Source organism: Thermalbibacter longus (assembly GCF_023806485.1).
GTDB lineage: Bacteria > Chloroflexota > Chloroflexia > Thermomicrobiales > Thermomicrobiaceae > Thermalbibacter > Thermalbibacter longus.
The window spans coordinates 289,331-305,277 of record NZ_JAMSLR010000004.1; the positions used below are offsets into that span (position 1 = coordinate 289,331).

Consider the following 15,947-nt stretch of genomic DNA (forward strand, 5'->3'; position numbering starts at 1 on the left):
CTGACGAGCTGCCTGGTTAGCCTCAGCTTCCGCTCACGGTTGCCTCCTCTCCGCTTCCGAGCGTGTCGTAATAGGCCCTAGCCCACTGTCGCTGCACGCGCAGGTCGTCGTGGCTCCAGCCCTGGATGTCTCGGAGGAGCCGTCCCCAGTCGACCGGCACAGCGTGAGACCTGAGCAGGCCGATCGCGTGGCGAAGGTGCTCCCCGAGTTCATCCTCGTGGGCCAACAGCAGGTGGAGGAATCGGCGCGTGACCCCCTCGCGGTTGCTCGACCGCTGAGCCAGCAGCGCGAACGACGCACCGAGGTTGGTCAGCCGCCGCCCCCGCTCGTCACCCTCCCAGCCCAGCGGGTGGAGCGCGAACAGCGAGGCGACGAGATAGCACGCTCGTTCGAGCCGCCAGGAGGGGTTGCTGGGTAAGAGCGGTACGACGTAGGGGAACATCTCCGGCGCGGTGCCGGGAGGTTTGCCGAGACCCCGGCGCAACGCTGCCAGCGCCGCGCGGTCGTCTCGCTGCGCCAGCTCCGCCAGTGCCTGCGCGAAGCGATCCTCGAACTGGATGGGCATCCTCTCAGCCATGAGCTACCTCCTCCACAGGTGGGTCAAGGAACACCCTCAACGTCTTGTGCAGGCGAAGAGTGAACCAGCGATGGTGCTCGGCGATCGCGAGAAACGCGCGAGGGGACTCTTGGAGCGGCTCGATCGCCTCGTCGAAGGCCCGCCGAGCCGCGTCGCCGACGTGCTTGGCCCAGGACGCGAGCGCTCTGCGAGTAGAGGCGTCATCGTCTCGGGTCTCCGCGAGCTGCTGTACTGTCTGGTAGAAGGAAATCTCCAGCGCTGGCCAGTACGATCGCTCTGGCCCTAGTGCCGCGGTCAAGTTCGCGGCATCGCGCGAGCCGTCGGGCAGGGTCGCGCGGGCAATGTCTCGTACGGCCTGCCGCAGAGTCTCTCCCGCCGACTCGGCGACATCGAGGATCTCCTTGACCCGCGAGACGAGCTGTTGGTTGTCCAAGATCGCGGCTGGCAGCGGGAGGCGCTCGTGTCGCCAGAAGCGCACGGCCGCCTGATCGGTCGTGAGGCCATAGATGTCGATCGGGAAAGTCGTTCGGCGGTCGAATGCCCCGAACTCGACGAGCTCCGTCAACCAGTCGATGAGTCTCGGCGGTTGGAGCGATTCGTCGACGCGCGCGCGAGCTGTCTGCATGAGAGCCAGGCTGTCGCGCCAGAGCGCCCGGTCTTCGCTCAGCGCGAGGGGAAACGGCGGCCTGTCCCTGACCTTGCGGAACGGCACCATCGTCTCGCCTTGCCAGAGTTCCCAGTCATCGGGGAATTGCTCGCCCTTCATGATCACCACGCCAGGCACGACGTCCGTGCCGTCTGGCCTCGTCTCCGGGAGCAGGAGGATCCGGCGCGGCTGCCAGGTGAGCAGGTCGAGGTAGCCATCGGGACGGCGGTCGGCCGGCTTCGGCCCCTGATTGCGCTCCCAGGCTGGACGGTCATCGCCACGGAACTCGAAGGGCTTGCCCTCCTCGGGCTCGTAGGCGACCAGGTTGAGCATGAGCGTGCGGAACAGGCTTTCGCCCTTGGCCAGGCAGACCGCGGCCTTGCAAAGGGGCGCCGCGTCGGCGTATTTCTCGTCACCGACTCCGGAAACGAGCCCGCCCACTGCAAAGGCCTGGTGGGCGACCAGGTACCGCGCAGCCTGGGCGGGGGTAAGCAACATCTGTCCGGGCAGCGTGTGGTCGAACAGCGATACCGGGTTCACTGGCGATGCGAGCTCGTGGGTCAGCTTGGTGATCGGTGCCGCGTACCGCTCATCGACCTCGTAGGACTGGTAGAACGGGCGCTCCTCGGCGAACAGGTCGAAGCGGTGGCGCCACCGATCGAGGTAAGCGGAGACAGCGTCGGCATTCCAGGTTCCTGCCTCCCACCACTCTCGCCACTGGTCGACGTCTCTCGGGCCGTTCAGCGCGCGGTGGAGGACGGCGAGCAGGAGCCGGTGCAGCGCAACGGTCACCGTCGGTGCAGGGTCTACGATCTCGCGCACGTCTCGGGGCCTGGTGAGCGCCTCACGCAGGCTCAGCTCCGTGAAGCGCCCGTCCACCGTGAGGCACGGGATCCACGGTCGGTCTACGAGGTCAAAGCTCGGCACCTGTGCCCTCCTTCGCGTCGATCACCAATCCAAGCTCGGGGTCGAGTCGTGCTACCCACCTCCCTCCGTCGAGCGCGCACTGTCCCCGTTCGTCTAGGAACAACGGCCGGGCATTTCGCAGCAGCGGCGATTGCTGCCACCCTGTCGGGACGGCGGTCTCCCGCTGCAAGAGCGAGACGTTCCGCCGGCCGGTGACGACGACGGAACGCTCGAGCAGGCTGCGGGTACGATCCAGGTCGGGCTTCAGCCGCAGGTCGAGCGCCTCCTCATCGCCGGGCTCCAGCCGTGGGAACTCCGGCGACCCGTAGAGCAGCACGACAGTCAGCGACGGCTCGGCCAGCCTGGTCAACGCCTGGTGGGACGCGTGGAAGTCGGGTGCGTCCTCTTCTTTGAGATCCCGAGTGAGTTCCCAGAGTCCGCCACGGTGCGACGGCCGGCGCAGCCAGCGCTTGGCCGCTTCGTTCTCGTCAGCCGCGAGTTGCGCGTCGAGCTCCGCGCGCGTCCGCGCAAGCTCGGCTCGCAGTCCCGGCGATAGCTCGCCGGGCCAGTCCCGCTCGTCGTAGACGAGCCCGATCAGGCCCTCCACGTCATCGGGGACGACGATGCGCTCGCGCGTCCGTAGCGCCAGCCAGGTGCGGAGCAGCAGGTGGCGGTCGTAGATCCACTCAGTTCCGCTGCCGAAGCGTGGGATGCCGTGCTCGTCTAGCTCAGGCGCGAGCAGCCAGAGCCTGGGCTCGGTGAGGCGCAGCGGGCGCTCGGTGCGCCGGTGCCGGTGGAGCCTGCCGGCGCGCTGGAGCACGAGGTCGACCGGAGCGACGTAGGTACCCATCAAGTCGAAGTCGAGGTCGAGACTCTGCTCGATGACCTGGGTGGCGACCAGGACGGCCCGGTGCGGTCGTCGGACGGGCGTCACCGTGCCGTCGGGCAAGGCCACGGTGCCGCCGGGCTTGCCGAAGCGCTTCAGCACCCGGCGCTCCCGCTCTCGACGGTCGAGGAAGCGAAAGCGAGCGTGCAGGAGGTCGAGCTCCGGCAGGCCGTCGTCGGCGAGCCCCGGGAAATGAGGCTGGAGCGCCCGGTACAGATCCTGCGCCTGGCGCACGGTGTTGCAGACGACCGCGGCGCAGCCCCCGCCGGTGAGTGCCGCGCGTAGCCGGTCGGCGAGGATTTCGGCCGGATCGCCGTCCTGGCTGGTGGCGCTGATCCACTCGAGCTCAATCGTTCTGCTGCCGGTACTCGAGGCTGCGACGTGCTCAGCGCCGGCTTCCGTGGCGGTCACCCAGGTGACGCGAGGGTACGGAGCCTCGGGCACTGCCGGCGGTTCGTGGAGGCCGGTCAGCCCGCGAGCGTACGCCTGAGCTAGGCGCCGGCGGCGCTCGGACGGGAGGGTGGCCGAGAGCACCACGACGCTCGTGCCCAGCGCCCCGAGCCACTCCAGCAAACGTTCGAGCAACGTGGACATGTAGGTGTCGTAGGCGTGAGCTTCGTCGATGACCACCGTGCGCGCAGCGAGGCCGAACAGCCTGACGAAGACGTGCCGCACGCGGAGCACGCCGAGCAGCGCCTGGTCGACTGTTCCCACGCCGAACGGTGCCAGCAAACCACGCTTGCGGTGGGTGAACCACTCGCCGGCGATCACCGCGCCGGCTCCGCCTACGGGTCGCGTCTCGTCGCCGACATTGGGCTCCGGCAGGCCCCCTGCTTGCCCGCGCAGAGCGGCGAACTCGGCCGACAGCGAGGCATGCCCGTGCAGCAGTTGGAGCGCCACGCGGCTGCGGTCGTCTGTCGCGCCGTAGCGGTGCTCCAGAAAGGTGCGCACGCGGCCGAAGAGGCCGTCGCTGGTAGCCTGGGTGGGCATGGCGACGTAGACCCCGCGCTGCGCCCCAGCGATAGCCCAGCGGTCTGCCAGAAGCCAGGCTGCCTCTGTCTTTCCCTCACCAGTCGGGGCCTCGATGACGACGAGCGCGGGATGCGTGTCACCTAGCCGGTCGGCCAGCGCGTCGACTAGGCGCTGCAGCTCGTTCGGCTCGGATATCCCAGGGAACAGGGCGGCGAAACCGGCCGGTGGTTGCCTGGGCGGCGCGCGCCAGTCGATCGCATCGAGCGCTTGGCGGGCCTGTCTGCGTGCGGCTGCGACATACTCGGCCGGATCGATCCGACTCTGGGCCCCCAGCTCGGCCGCGTGCGGGAAGTGCGGCGACTCGATCGAACCGATCCAGTCGGCGACCGAGACCAACCCTGCCAGCAGAGTCGCGGACGCGGTGGGGAGCGTGCCAGCCGGAGGCGAGATCGCCGAGACTCCAGTGACCGCGGCGAGAGGCTCGGCCAACTGGCGCCGGGCATCGGCCCACGGGCCAGCAGATGGCACCTGGGGATCCACGTTGAGGACGTCGGTGGCAGTGGGGAATGCTCCGTGATGTCCGCCGACCGCGTACGCGACGGCGCGAGCGAGGTCTGGCGAGTGCGCGAACTCCTCGACGAGGAGCGATTTCAGCACGCAGGCCGTAACCGTGCCGTGCGGGGCTGGCTGCACCGTGGGCATACCGCGCGGGAAGCCGGCAGCGAGTACCTGCCGTGTCGCCGCCCGTTCGATCGGCGACCCTTGCTCGCGGATCTGAAAGCCTGGAAAGGCCTTGCCCACGTCGTGCAGCCCGGCCCAGAAGGCGAGCCAGCAACGCGCTTCGTCCTCGCGGAGGCCCAGCGCGTGCGCCAAGAGCTGCCGCGCTCCGGACGTGAGTCCGAGTTCCCAGAGCGCCTCGGTCACGCACGCGACGTCGATCAGGTGGCAGATCAACGGGTGGTAAGTGTGGCGGTCGGGCTCTCGCGGCAACTTGGCCCAGAGCGTTAGGATATGGTCGTCCACGGTGAACGATCCCCTTTCCCCGCGTGTCAGAGCGTTTAGTCCTAGGATGGAGGGCCGGTGAGAACCCTGTGGTTCCCTCCCTATCCGTCGCTCGCGAAACCGGTGAGCATTCGCAGCAAGCTTCAGGTCGGGACTGCACCTGGTCAAGAGAGACGGACGTACCGCTAGCGTTGGCGGGTGCTTCTCGTTGGCAGAGAGTGTGACGGTACTATTCGAGGTGGGCGTGGTGCCGCGTCCCCACGCTGTGCGTGGGCCCTGCCTGCAGCCAGGCGTTACCGGAGGGAGCGAGGGATGGACGTCGGATTCGTCGGCCTAGGAAACATGGGGCTGCCGATGGCGCGCAACTTGCTGCGCGCCGGCCACCGGGTTCGGGGCTGGAACCGCGACGCGTCACGCGTCGCTGAGCTCGTCCGGGAAGGCGCCGTGCGCGCATCCACGCCGGCCGAGGCAGCGCGGGCTGGCGTCGTCTTCACGATGCTCGCCGACGACGCCGCCACGCTGGCCGTCGTCGAGGGGCCGGACGGTGTCCTGGCCGTCCTGCCGGCGGGTGGGATCCACGTGGCGGCTAGCACTCTGGGTGTGCCGTTCTCCAGGCGGCTGGCCGAGCTGCACCGGGAGCGCGGCCAGCAGTACGTCGCCGCGCCGGTCTTCGGCCGGCCGGCGGCCGCCGAGCAGGGCGAGCTGCGCGTGGTAGCCGCGGGGCCTGGCGAAGCGATCGGTCGCGTCCGCCCGCTGCTCGAGTCGCTGGGCACGCAGGTGTTCGTCGTCGGTGAAGAGCCGTACCTCGCGCACGCGTTGAAGCTCGCGGGCAATTTCGTGATGTAGGCCATGATGGAGGCACTCTGTGAGGCCTTCGTCCTCTCGGCGAAGACAGGGGTCGAGCCCGGGCGCTTCGCTGAGGTGCTGACCGCGGTGTTCCGCTCGCCGCTGGTGGAGAACTACAGCCGGCTGCTCCTCGAGCGGCGCTTCGATCAGCCGGCCTTCCGGTTTCGGCTCGGCCTCAAGGACCTCAGGCTCGCGCTGGAGGCGGCAGAAGAGACCAGCACGCCGTTGCCGCTGGCCGACCTGATCCGGCAGCATGCGCTCGAAGGGATGGCGCACGGGATGGGCGAGCTCGACTTCACGGCGCTCCTGCAGGTCGTCGAGGCGCATGCTGGCCTGCGCTCGCTGCCGGCGCCCGACGGCCTGGCAGAGGCTCCGTGAGTCCCGCACCGTTGCCGAGCTGCACAGTATCCCCGGTCGCGCATATCCGGCGCTGGGCCGACTACCGACCTCGGACTGACGTCGCCCGCATCACGGGGAGCGTGCCGCTGACGCTGTTGTCCGCGGGGTTCCGATCGCCGGCTAGCGTCGCCGTGGCCGTAAGCCGGTACGACCCGGGCGCCGTCTGGCTGCCGGTGCGCCAGGTGAAGCGCACGGTCTTCGACTGTCCGGGATCGACAGTCACCTGGACGCGCAGCGTGCCAGCGGCCGGGTTCGACGGGTTCGAGGTGAGGCTCACCGGTACAGTCTCGCGCGCGTTGCCGCGGTTGGTGACCGTCACGTAGATCGTTGCCTGCTGCCCTTGCCGGACTGAGCTCGGAAGACGCAGGTTGCTGAGCGAGACGTCACGGATCGGCCCAGACTGCGCGTTGACAGTGACGCTGGCCTGGCGACTATTGTCGGCTGGATCGGCATCGGTCGCGTCGATACTCGCGGTCGCGACGAGCGTTACGCTGCCGGCAGCCGCCGGCTGCCAGGTAAAGCTCAGGGACTTGGACGCGCCCGCGTCAAGCGAGACCGTTTGGGTCGAACCGACGGCGCTGCCGTTAGCGGTCAGCGAGACGCGCGCGTTCTCAGCGGTGGTGCCCTCGTTGCGGACGGTGACCTGCACGCTCACCGCGCTCCCCGCCGTGACTGTTCCCGGCACGCTGAGGCCGGTGACGGCGACGTCGTGGAGCGCGTCGCTCGGCGGCGGAGCCTGGCCTGAAGAGCCGACGTTGACGAGCGGCTGGGAGCCCCAGCTTCCGGACTCACCGCTGCTGACCAGCCAGGAGCGCACTTGGGCTGGTGAGGCGCCAGGGTTCGAGGCCAGGTAGAGCGCAGCGGCCCCAGTCACGTGCGGCGTCGCCATGCTGGTGCCGCTCATCAGCGCGGTGCCGCCACCAGGGTAGGTCGAGAGGATGCGCACGCCCGGCGCATAGAGATCTACGACTGAGCCGTAGTTGCTGAACGAGGCGCGGGTGTCGTCGTTGCCATAGGAGGTACCGGATCCGAGCCCGCCTGGCTGCCCATCGGTGTCGACGATCGCCCCGACGGCGATCGCCTCGGGGTAGGCGGCCGGGATCGTGTTGCTGGCATCCCGCCCGTCGTTGCCCGCCGCGACGATGAAGGGCACGCCGGCTTCGACCAGGCGGCACACGGCCTGGTGCAGGGGATCGGTTCCCTGGCCGCAGTTGGCCGTATTGCTTCCGCCCGCGCCACCGCTGAAGTTGGCGACCTCGATCGTCGAGGCGCGCTGGACGACCCAGTCGATGCCGCAGATGAGCCAGGAGACGTACCCTGAGCCGTTATCGCTGAACACCTTCACGGCCCAGAGCCGAGCGCCCGGCGCGACGCCGACCACGCCGCTCCCGTTGTCGCGCGCGCCGATCGTCCCGGCGACGTGCGTCCCGTGGCCGTTGCCGTCGTCATAGCTGCCGCTGCCAGTGCAGTCGTAGCCGCCGACGACGTTCAGGTCGGGGTGATCCACGTCGATGCCGGTGTCGAGCACCGCGACGTCGACAGAGAGCGGATCGTCGACGCCGTCGATATTGGCTGTGCTGTTGCTCAGCGTGCCGATCCGCTTCACCCCCGTCGGCACCGTCTGGGCGGAGACGCTCGTCGGCAGGTCGGGCACGATGGCGGCGACCTCGGCTCGGGCGAGCAGCGCCCGCACCTGGCCTGGCTTCAGCTCGGCGGAGAAGCCCTGCACGGCGCGGGTATAGACCCGCTCCGGTCGAGCCGACACGGCCTGCGCGAGCAGGTCGACGGCGGATCTGACCGTCTCGCTCTGGGCGCTGACCTGCTGGGCCCGCAGGAGCACGATGTAGCGAGCAGGCTGCTCAGCTTGCCCGGCTGCAGCCGCCGGCAGAGCGCCGAGCGCCAGGCTGAGAGCAGACAGCACCGCCAGTATGAACCGCGATCCCCGATCCCTGCCGCTCACGATCCCGTCCTCCTCACAGCGACGCGAGAGGTACCACGCGTGCCCTCTCACTCTCGTTCTTCGGGCGGGATCGAGCCGGGCGACAGCGCTCGTTGTTCCCAGAAGGCTGCGTCCAACGGTACTGCTACGGTATGAGAGATCAGGGGGATGCCAGTGGCCTGAGAAGACGACGGCTAGCGCACGGTGAGGCGCCGGTAGACCTCTGCCAGCTTCACCGCCAGCGCTGGCACGTCCTCCACCACCACGTAGTGGTAGGGGCCGAACATGTAGGGCATGTAGTCGCGCGCCTCCGCGTCGATGGTCAGCGCAAACGTCGCCAGGCCCCGCTGGCGTGCTTCGAGCAGCGCCCGGCGCGTGTCCTCGATGCCGTACCGCCCGCCGTAGCCGTCGAAGTCGTTCGGTCGGCCGTCGGAGATCAGCATGAGCAGCCGCACGCGGGCCGGCTGCCGCGAGAGGATGCCGCCGACGTGACGCACCGCTGGGCCGATGCGGGTGTAGGCCCCGGGTGAGAGGCCGGCGATCCGGCCCTTGACCTCGGCCCCGTACGGCTCGTCGAAGCTCTTGATCACCCGGATCTGGCACTGCTTACGGGTGGTTCCGGTGAAGCCGTAGATGGCGTACCAGTCTTCCAGCACGCTCAACGCCTCGCAGAGAAAGACAAGCGCCCGGCGGGTGACCTCGATCACCTGCTCGTTGCGCGGGTCGTCGTCGATCCAGGCTCCAGTCGAACCGCTGAGGTCGACCAGGCAGGCCAGCGCTATGCTCCGCTCGCGCTCGAGCGTGCGGCTGTAGAGCTTCTCGCTCGGGCTGAGCCCGGCGTGCTGGTCTGCCGTGGCATCGACGATGGCGGCGAGGTCGAGTTCGTCGCCGTCGAGCTGGCGTGTGAGCCGGAGGCGCTCTGGCCGGAGCGCCTCGAACTGCTGCTTGAGGTGCTGCACCAGGGGTCGGTGCTGGCGCAGGATGCGCTCGACGAGCTCGAAATTGCCGCCGCGGGCACGCGTCTCCCGCACGGCGCACCACTCGGCGAGGTAGGAGCCGGAGTAGTAGTCCCACTCGGGGTAGAGCGCGGCGCCAGCTTTCTCTGCCTCGCTCAGCGGGGTCAGCCGGGCCATCGTCGGCGGTGCGTCGCGGTCACCCAGGCTGAGCTGGACAGCCTGGCGGCCTCCCCGGCTCGATCCCCGGGCTCGCCGGGGCACCTGAGCCGGGCCTCGTGCCTCGATGACCAGCGGGTCGCCGCGCCGCGGTGCTGGCCGACCGGACTGCGCCGCGGATGGCCGATCGGGTAGCTCCACTGCCTCGAAGAGGAGGTGGCGGGCCAGAAGTTCCGGTCTGATGCGTGCGCGGTACGCTGGGAGCTCCAGCGGCCCGCTGACGGGAACGCCGCCCGCGAGCTCCAGCGCCAGCGCCCGCAACGGCTCGGGTTCGGCGCCACCGAGCGCAGTCACGAGCCGCTCCCACAGCGGCCCGGCGAGCGACGCGGGCGGAGCGTCGCGAGGGACAGCGAGCGCTGCCGAGGACGCTAGAGGCATCCCCAGCAGGTGAATGACGGCCTGCTCCAGCGGATCCTCGCCCGGCTGCCGCCTTGCCAGCCGGGTGGCCAGCTCTTCCCGGCGTAGCTCCGCGAGGACGGGCGCCAGGCCCGGCCACTCGCGGGCCACCCGCCGGTCGATCCACTCGCCCTGGAGCAGTTCGTACCAGGCGAGCGCGCTGGCCGGCCACTCGGGCGGCAAGGGGGCCTGCTCCAGGCAGCCTGTCCGGGCCTGGAGCACGGTCCAGGCGGCCATCAAACGGTAGCGACGCCGCGCTGTTTCCGGCGATGGGTTCGCGGGCAGCGCTGGGGGCAAGAAGACTGTCCGCCCGTCGGTCGCGGGGCTGCGGGCTCCCGACGGCCCGGCCGCGATCCGGAGCGACCCGGCAGAGAGCGCGCGCACGTAGAGGCTGAGCACAGCTTCCAGTTCGGCCAGCTCAACCGTGGCTCTCTGTTCCGGCGGGTGGTGGGGCAGCTCGGGCGCGCGCAGGCGCTTGAGAAAGGAGCGCAGCATCGCTCACTCCGGGAAGACGGTCGCTACCAGGTCGAGCACTGCCTCCCGCACGGCCGGGTCGTCGCTGATCGGGGCGGCGATGGCCAGCTCGCAGGCGCGGCGAGGCGCGATGCCGGAGTGGATCAGCAGGCCAGCGTAGACGAGCAGCCGGGTGCTGGCCGGCTCGTCGAGCCCGGCGTCCCGCAAGTTGCGGATCAGACCGCCGAGCTGCACCAGTCGTCGGGCTGTCTCCCGGTCGACACCGCTCTCGTGGGCAACGATCTCGACCTCGAGGTCGGGCGGGGGGAAGTCGAAGTCGATGGCGACGAAGCGCTGGCGCGTGCTCGGCTTGAGGTTTTTGGTCAGGCTCTGGTAGCCGGGGTTGTAGGAGATGACCAGCATGAACTCGGGCGGGGCGACCAGCAGCTCGCCGGTCTTCTCAAGCCGCAGTCGGCGGCGGTCGTCGGTGAGCGGATGGATGACGACGGTGGTGTCCTTGCGCGCCTCGACGATCTCGTCCAGGTAACAGATCGCCCCGATCCGCACCGCGTGGGTCAGCGGCCCGTCGATCCAGACCGTCTCACCGCCCGTGATGAGGTACCGGCCGAGCAGGTCGCTGGCGGTCAGGTCGTCGTGGCAGGCGACCGTCACCAGTGGCCGACCCAGCCGCCAGGCCATGTAGCGCAGGAAGCGAGTCTTGCCTGCCCCGGTCGGCCCCTTCAGCATCACCGGGAGCCGGCGCGCATAGGCCGCCTCGAACACGGTCACCTCATCGCGCACCGGCAGGTAGAACGGCTCCTCGCTGACCTCGGCGACCTGAGCGTCCGTCCAGCGAGCATTGACCGGAGACTCCACGTCGACGTCCTCCCTCGCGCCCTGATCATCTCCGCCGCCCCCGGCTCTAGCCGAGGACCCGGCGGTGGATGCCTGAAGCATACTTGGAGAGATGAAGGACATGCGCTGCCCTGACAACGGAAGAGGCTCGAGACCGGCCATGCGCGCGCCACTCCCGCACGACGCGCCGCTAGGGCTCTACATCCACATCCCGTTCTGCGCGCGCGTCTGCCCGTACTGCGACTTCAACGTCTACGCCCGGCAGGAGCGCCTGATCCCCGACTACGTCGAGGCGGTGGTGCGCGAGATGGATCTGCTGCGCGAGCGATTGGGCCCGGTCGCCGTGACGACGATCTACTTCGGCGGCGGGACACCGTCGCTACTGCCTCCGGAGTCCGTGGCCCGGCTCGTTCAGGCGGCGCGCGAGCGCTTCGCGGTGGCGCCAGACGGCGAGATCGACCTGGAGGCCAACCCGGAGTCGGCACGGGAGGACAACCTCGCTGGCTACCGCGCGGCTGGCGTCAACCGGCTCAGCATCGGGGTGCAGACGCTCCAGGCGCGGGGGCTCAAGGTGCTGGGCCGGGCCCACAAACCACACGTGCCCGAGCAGGCGCTGGCCGCGGCCCGCTCGGCCGGCTTCACCAACGTCAACCTCGACTTCATCTACGGCTGGCCAGGGCAGACATTGGAGGACTGGGAGCGCGACCTCGATACTGCGCTCTCCTGGCAGCCGGAGCATCTCTCGCTCTACGCTCTGACGCTCGAAGCCGGCACCCCGATGCAGCGGGCGGTCGAACGTCGCATCCTCACGGTGCCGGACGATGACCTGGTGGCCGAGATGGCCGAGCTGGCCGAAGCGAAGCTGGCAGCCGCCGGCTGGGTGCATTATGAAGTCTCCAACTGGGCCCGGCGGCCCGCGCTGGCCTCGCGCCACAACCAGATCTACTGGAAGAACGGGCGGTACATCGGTCTGGGCGCCGGCGCTCACGCCTACCTGGGGAATACCCGCTCGAGCAACGAGCGCCTGCCGGCCCGCTACATCGAGCTGGTAAGAGAGGGGCGCTTGCCGGTCGTCTTCGAGGAGACGATCGATCCACCGACCGAGATGGCCGAGACGATGATCCTGGGGCTCCGGCTGCTGGAGGAAGGAATCTCCGCCGAGGCCTTCGCAACACGGCACGGCCGGACGCTCGAGGAGGTCTATGGGCAGGAGTTGAGGGCGCTGGCCGAGCGCGGGCTTCTGGAGTGGGACGGCGAGCGAGTGAGGGTGAGCCGGGATCGCTGGCTGCTCGTCAACGAGATCGCAGTGTGGTTCGTGCCGGAGACGGTCACCAGCTGGCCTGCCGGGTGAGACAGGGAGCCAGGAGCATGAGCGAGGACCGGCGACAGGACGGCCAGCGGCATCAGACAGAGCCGGAGATGGCCGCGGAGCCGAGCCGTCCTGACATGTCCACCCATGCCGGGCCGCACGAGCACCACAGTGCTGAACACGAAAGCGTGATAGGCCGGGTTCGGCACTGGCTCGCCCACTTGGGACACAGCCACGAGGTCGGCGCGGCCATCGACCCGGCGCTGGCCGGGAGCGAGCGGGGCATCTGGGCCCTCAAGGTCTCGATCGCTGGGCTCGGCCTGACAGCGTTGTTCCAGCTCGTCATCGCCCTGCTCTCGGGCTCGGCGGCGTTGCTCGCCGACACCGTGCACAACATCGGGGACGCCGCGACCTCGATCCCGCTGTGGATCGCCTTCTCGCTGAGCCGGCGCCGGCCCACGCCGCAGTACCCCTATGGCTACGGCCGCGCTGAGGATCTCGCCGGAGTGATCATCGTGCTGGTGATCCTGGCTTCCGCGGTCATCGCCGGGTACGAGTCGGTCAGCAAGCTCCTGGATCCCCGGCCGATGACTCACCTCTGGTGGGTGGGTGCTGCGGCGATCGTCGGCTTCCTGGGGAACGAGGCCGTCGCCGGCTATCGCATCCGGGTGGGGAAGCAGATCGAGTCAGCGGCGCTGGTCGCTGACGGCCAGCATGCCCGGATCGATGGCCTGACCAGCCTGGCGGTGCTGGGAGGCGTCATCGGCACGGCGGCTGGGTTCCCGATCCTAGATCCCTTGATCGGGCTCGGTATCACGGTGGCTATCCTCTTCATCCTGAAGGACACGACCGTCTCGGTCGTCCGACGGCTGATGGACGCGGTGGAGCCGGAGATCAGGGCCCGGCTGGAGCGGGCGGCTGCCGGCACGCCCGGCGTCCACGACGTGCACGACCTGCGGGTGCGCTGGCTCGGTCACACCTTGCACGCCGAGCTGCACATCACCGTGGACGAAGACCTGCCGACCCGGGAGAGTCACCGGATCGCCGAGGAGGTGCGTCACCGGCTGCTCCACGCCGAGCCACGGCTGGTCGCGGTCTTCGTCCACGTCGACCCGTGTGGCCACGGGGGCCGAGACCCTCACGACATCACCGCTCACCACCAAGGAACACGGTAGCCACCGCCCAGCCACCGTGCTGGGCGCATCGAGTTGGAGCCAGGCACGGCCGGCTGGCCTTGTGCGCTGTGGTATGCCGGGATGGGCGTGGTAGACTGGACGCGCGAACGAGAAGAACATGGATCGTGACTGAGCTCAGGGGCACAGGGAAAGGACGAGCTGCATGGCGCGTAACCTGGTCAGAGGCATCTTGAGCCTGGTGCTTGCCGCGGCGGCGACCTGGTTGGCGAACTACATCGTCGAGCGGATCTTCGGGCCCGAGGAGTCGCTCTAGCTCCTTTCCGACGATCGATGGCGACGAGAGCAGCGGGAGGCCAACGTGCACATCACGCGACAAGCAGTCGAGCGCCTGGCCAGCTATCACAGTCCCGACTGGCCGATCGTCAGCCTGTACCTGCGAGTCGATCGAGAGCACATCACCGATGATCACTACTCGATCCGGCTCAAGAACCTGCTCAAGCAGGTCTCGGATAATCCCGGGATCGAGCTGAGCCGCGCCCAGCTCGAGGCAGTCGAAGCCGATCTCGACCGCATCAGGGTCTTCTTCCGTGACCACGGCGACGAGTTCGGGCAGGGCGTCGCGCTCTTCGCGAGCTCCGCTGCCAACCTCTGGGAGGTGTACGAGACACCCCGCGAGGTCGGCAACCACGTCGAGGTCGACTTCCGGCCGGTCATCGCGCCTCTGGTGCGGGTGCTCGAGCTGTGCGAGCCGTTCTGCGTCTGCCTGGTCTCGCGCGACCGGGCGCGGATCTTCATGGGGCATATGAGCGAGTTCGGGGAGCGAGCGGTTCGGCTCGACCAGGAGGTGCCCGGCCAGCACGAGCAGGGCGGCTGGTCGCAGGCGCGCTACCAGCGGCACATCGAAGAGCACGTCCACCAGCACTTCAAGCGCCTCGCGGCCGATCTCTTCGCCCTGTTCGAACAGGAGCCGTTCCGCTTTCTGATCCTCGGCGGCCCCCACGAGGTGGTGAGCGACTTCCTCGACTACCTCCACCCCTACCTGCGCGAGCGCTATATCGGCACCTTCTACGTGTTAATGGAGGCGACCGCCAAGCAGGTGCGGGAGGAGGCGGCGAAGATCGTCCGCGAGTGGCTTCGCCAGGAGAAGCAGCGCTACCTCGATCTCCTGCGCAACGAGGCGCTGAGCAACGACATGGGGGTAACCGGCCTCGAGAAGGTTGTCGAGGCCCTGCAGATGGGCAATGTGCTGAGCCTGATCGTCGACGATCGGCTCGAGGCACCGGGTTCGTCGTGCCTCCACTGCGGCGCGGTGCAGCCCCCGGCTGCTGAGCAGCCCGATCGCTGCCTCTACTGCGGTGGCCCGGTTCGCAGGCACGCGAATATCGTGCCGAACGTGTACGCCAACGCCTACCGCCAGAAGGCTAACCTGGTCTTCTTGACCGAGCGCGAGCTCCAGGAGCAGCTCGCTGAGCTCGGCGGTATCGGCGCAATTCTTCGTTTCCGGGTCACCCCAGCCCCTGGGTCATGAGCGAGCGCTCGCCAGCGGTCATGATCGTGAACCCTCGCGCGGGCCGGCTCCGCGCGGGATCGGTCGATCGCCTGGTAGCGATCCTCAGAGAGCGCTACTCGCTGGTCGTGCTCGAGTGCGGGGATCTGCGCGAACTGGCCCGTACGGCTCGGGAGGCCACCGGGCGGGCCGATACGGTGATCGCTGTCGGTGGTGATGGGACGGTGAGCCGTGTCGCCACCGGGATCCTCGGGACTGAGGCCAGGCTGGCTGTTTTGCCAGGAGGTTCGACGAATCACATCGCCCGATTACTGGGGATGCCTACGAGTCTGGTCGCCGCGGCTCGCGCCTTGGCTGGGCCGACCCGGCTGCGGCGCCTCGACGTCGGCTGCGCCGGGCAGCAGGCGCTGCTCTTTCTCGGTGGGGTGGGGGTCGACGCGCTGATCGTGCGCGACGCACCAGCCACGGTGAAACGGTTCCTGGCCTGGGTGGGGTATATCCCTCCCGGGCTACGTCATCTCCAAGACGGCCCCTGGCACGTGCAAGTTTCGGTCGATGGCACGGTTGTCGAGGTGACCGCGCGCACCGTGCTGGTGGCCAACGGCTCGTTCCTGGTTCACCCGTGGTTCCGGGTAGGCCGGGACATCAGCCCGGACGACGGCCTGCTCGACGTCTGCATCTACTCGCCTGCCCGCTTCGTCGACTGGGTGACCATCGGCCTTTGGATGCTGGCCGGCCAGATACATCGCTCGCGGCACGTCCGCCAGCTCAGGGGACGCTCGGTCGCGATCCGGACGAGCCCTCCAGCTCCCGTCGAGATCGACGGCGACTACCTCGGCGAGGGCGATCTTTCGATCACCATGTGTCCGGCGGCGCTCACGGTGGTGGTACCGGCCGGCGCGCGTGGCGTGGGCGAGGACTAACCGTTGGCGTGTCTCATCCTGGG

12 protein-coding genes are annotated in these 15,947 nt (G+C 69.0%); 6 read left to right on the forward strand and 6 right to left on the reverse strand.

Annotation, left to right across the window (positions count from 1 at the left end):
- Window positions 1–22: 22 nt before the first annotated feature.
- Genes casB through cas3 form a run of 3 tightly spaced genes read right to left on the reverse strand, consistent with a single transcriptional unit; the run spans window position 23 to window position 5,010 of the window.
- Window positions 23–577: a type I-E CRISPR-associated protein Cse2/CasB gene (gene casB, locus NET02_RS08070; protein WP_284056879.1), complete on the reverse strand. Its 555-nt coding sequence runs from the start codon at window positions 575–577 to the stop codon at window positions 23–25.
- A complete protein-coding gene (casA, locus tag NET02_RS08075; RefSeq protein WP_284056880.1) occupies window positions 570–2,150 on the reverse strand; it encodes a type I-E CRISPR-associated protein Cse1/CasA in 1,581 nt (526 codons plus the stop codon). Before casA ends, casB begins: the two co-directional genes overlap by 8 nt.
- Window positions 2,137–5,010: a CRISPR-associated helicase Cas3' gene (cas3, locus tag NET02_RS08080; RefSeq protein WP_284056881.1), complete on the reverse strand. Its 2,874-nt coding sequence runs from the start codon at window positions 5,008–5,010 to the stop codon at window positions 2,137–2,139. The genes casA and cas3 overlap by 14 nt, the downstream gene beginning before the upstream one ends.
- A gap of 291 nt (window positions 5,011–5,301) precedes the next feature.
- Between cas3 and NET02_RS08085 the strand changes: the two genes are divergently transcribed.
- Both NET02_RS08085 and NET02_RS08090 read left to right on the forward strand, forming a co-directional pair.
- Window positions 5,302–5,835: an NAD(P)-dependent oxidoreductase gene (locus NET02_RS08085; protein ID WP_284056882.1), complete on the forward strand. Its 534-nt coding sequence runs from the start codon at window positions 5,302–5,304 to the stop codon at window positions 5,833–5,835.
- Window positions 5,836–5,841: 6 nt separating this feature from the next.
- Entirely contained in the window at window positions 5,842–6,213 is a 372-nt protein-coding gene (locus NET02_RS08090; RefSeq protein ID WP_284056883.1) for an NAD-binding protein, read from the forward strand.
- A 61-nt stretch (window positions 6,214–6,274) separates the two neighbouring features.
- Here the strand turns inward: NET02_RS08090 and NET02_RS08095 are convergent, their stop codons facing one another.
- The 3 genes from NET02_RS08095 to NET02_RS08105 all read right to left on the reverse strand — a co-directional run bounded on the left by NET02_RS08095 (window position 6,275) and on the right by NET02_RS08105 (window position 11,070).
- Window positions 6,275–8,194, reverse strand: a complete 1,920-nt coding sequence (locus tag NET02_RS08095) for a S8 family serine peptidase (protein ID WP_284056884.1) — start codon at window positions 8,192–8,194, stop codon at window positions 6,275–6,277.
- Between the two features lie 173 nt (window positions 8,195–8,367).
- Window positions 8,368–10,236 (reverse strand): nitric oxide reductase activation protein NorD, encoded by a 1,869-nt coding sequence (locus tag NET02_RS08100; RefSeq protein ID WP_284056885.1) that lies wholly within the window; start codon window positions 10,234–10,236, stop codon window positions 8,368–8,370.
- Between the two features lie 3 nt (window positions 10,237–10,239).
- Window positions 10,240–11,070 carry a CbbQ/NirQ/NorQ/GpvN family protein gene (locus tag NET02_RS08105; protein ID WP_284056886.1) on the reverse strand — a complete coding sequence of 277 codons (831 nt, stop codon included), beginning with the start codon at window positions 11,068–11,070 and terminating at the stop codon, window positions 10,240–10,242.
- Window positions 11,071–11,209: 139 nt separating this feature from the next.
- On the opposite strand from NET02_RS08105, the gene hemW reads away from it, so the two are divergent.
- From hemW to NET02_RS08125, 4 genes are all read left to right on the forward strand, one after another.
- Window positions 11,210–12,400, forward strand: coding sequence for a radical SAM family heme chaperone HemW (gene hemW / locus NET02_RS08110; protein ID WP_284056887.1), 1,191 nt, complete (start codon window positions 11,210–11,212; stop codon window positions 12,398–12,400).
- 17 nt (window positions 12,401–12,417) lie between these two features.
- Window positions 12,418–13,533 carry a cation diffusion facilitator family transporter gene (locus tag NET02_RS08115; RefSeq protein WP_284056888.1) on the forward strand — a complete coding sequence of 372 codons (1,116 nt, stop codon included), beginning with the start codon at window positions 12,418–12,420 and terminating at the stop codon, window positions 13,531–13,533.
- Window positions 13,534–13,852: 319 nt separating this feature from the next.
- Window positions 13,853–15,022, forward strand: a complete 1,170-nt coding sequence (locus NET02_RS08120; RefSeq protein ID WP_284056889.1) for a baeRF10 domain-containing protein — start codon at window positions 13,853–13,855, stop codon at window positions 15,020–15,022.
- A complete protein-coding gene (locus NET02_RS08125; RefSeq protein WP_284056890.1) occupies window positions 15,019–15,924 on the forward strand; it encodes a diacylglycerol/lipid kinase family protein in 906 nt (301 codons plus the stop codon). The genes NET02_RS08120 and NET02_RS08125 overlap by 4 nt, the downstream gene beginning before the upstream one ends.
- The last annotated feature ends 23 nt before the right edge of the window (window positions 15,925–15,947 follow it).

Bases quoted from the DNA above. Each gene is read 5' to 3' on its own strand.
- hemW (WP_284056887.1), top strand. From the start codon at position 11,210: ATGCGCGCGCCACTCCCGCACGACGCGCCGCTAGGGCTCTACATCCAC.
- NET02_RS08090 (WP_284056883.1), top strand. From the start codon at position 5,842: ATGGAGGCACTCTGTGAGGCCTTCGTCCTCTCGGCGAAGACAGGGGTC.
- NET02_RS08085 (WP_284056882.1), top strand. From the start codon at position 5,302: ATGGACGTCGGATTCGTCGGCCTAGGAAACATGGGGCTGCCGATGGCG.
- casB (WP_284056879.1), bottom strand. From the start codon at position 577: ATGGCTGAGAGGATGCCCATCCAGTTCGAGGATCGCTTCGCGCAGGCA.
- NET02_RS08100 (WP_284056885.1), bottom strand. From the start codon at position 10,236: ATGCTGCGCTCCTTTCTCAAGCGCCTGCGCGCGCCCGAGCTGCCCCAC.
- NET02_RS08125 (WP_284056890.1), top strand. From the start codon at position 15,019: ATGAGCGAGCGCTCGCCAGCGGTCATGATCGTGAACCCTCGCGCGGGC.
- NET02_RS08115 (WP_284056888.1), top strand. From the start codon at position 12,418: ATGAGCGAGGACCGGCGACAGGACGGCCAGCGGCATCAGACAGAGCCG.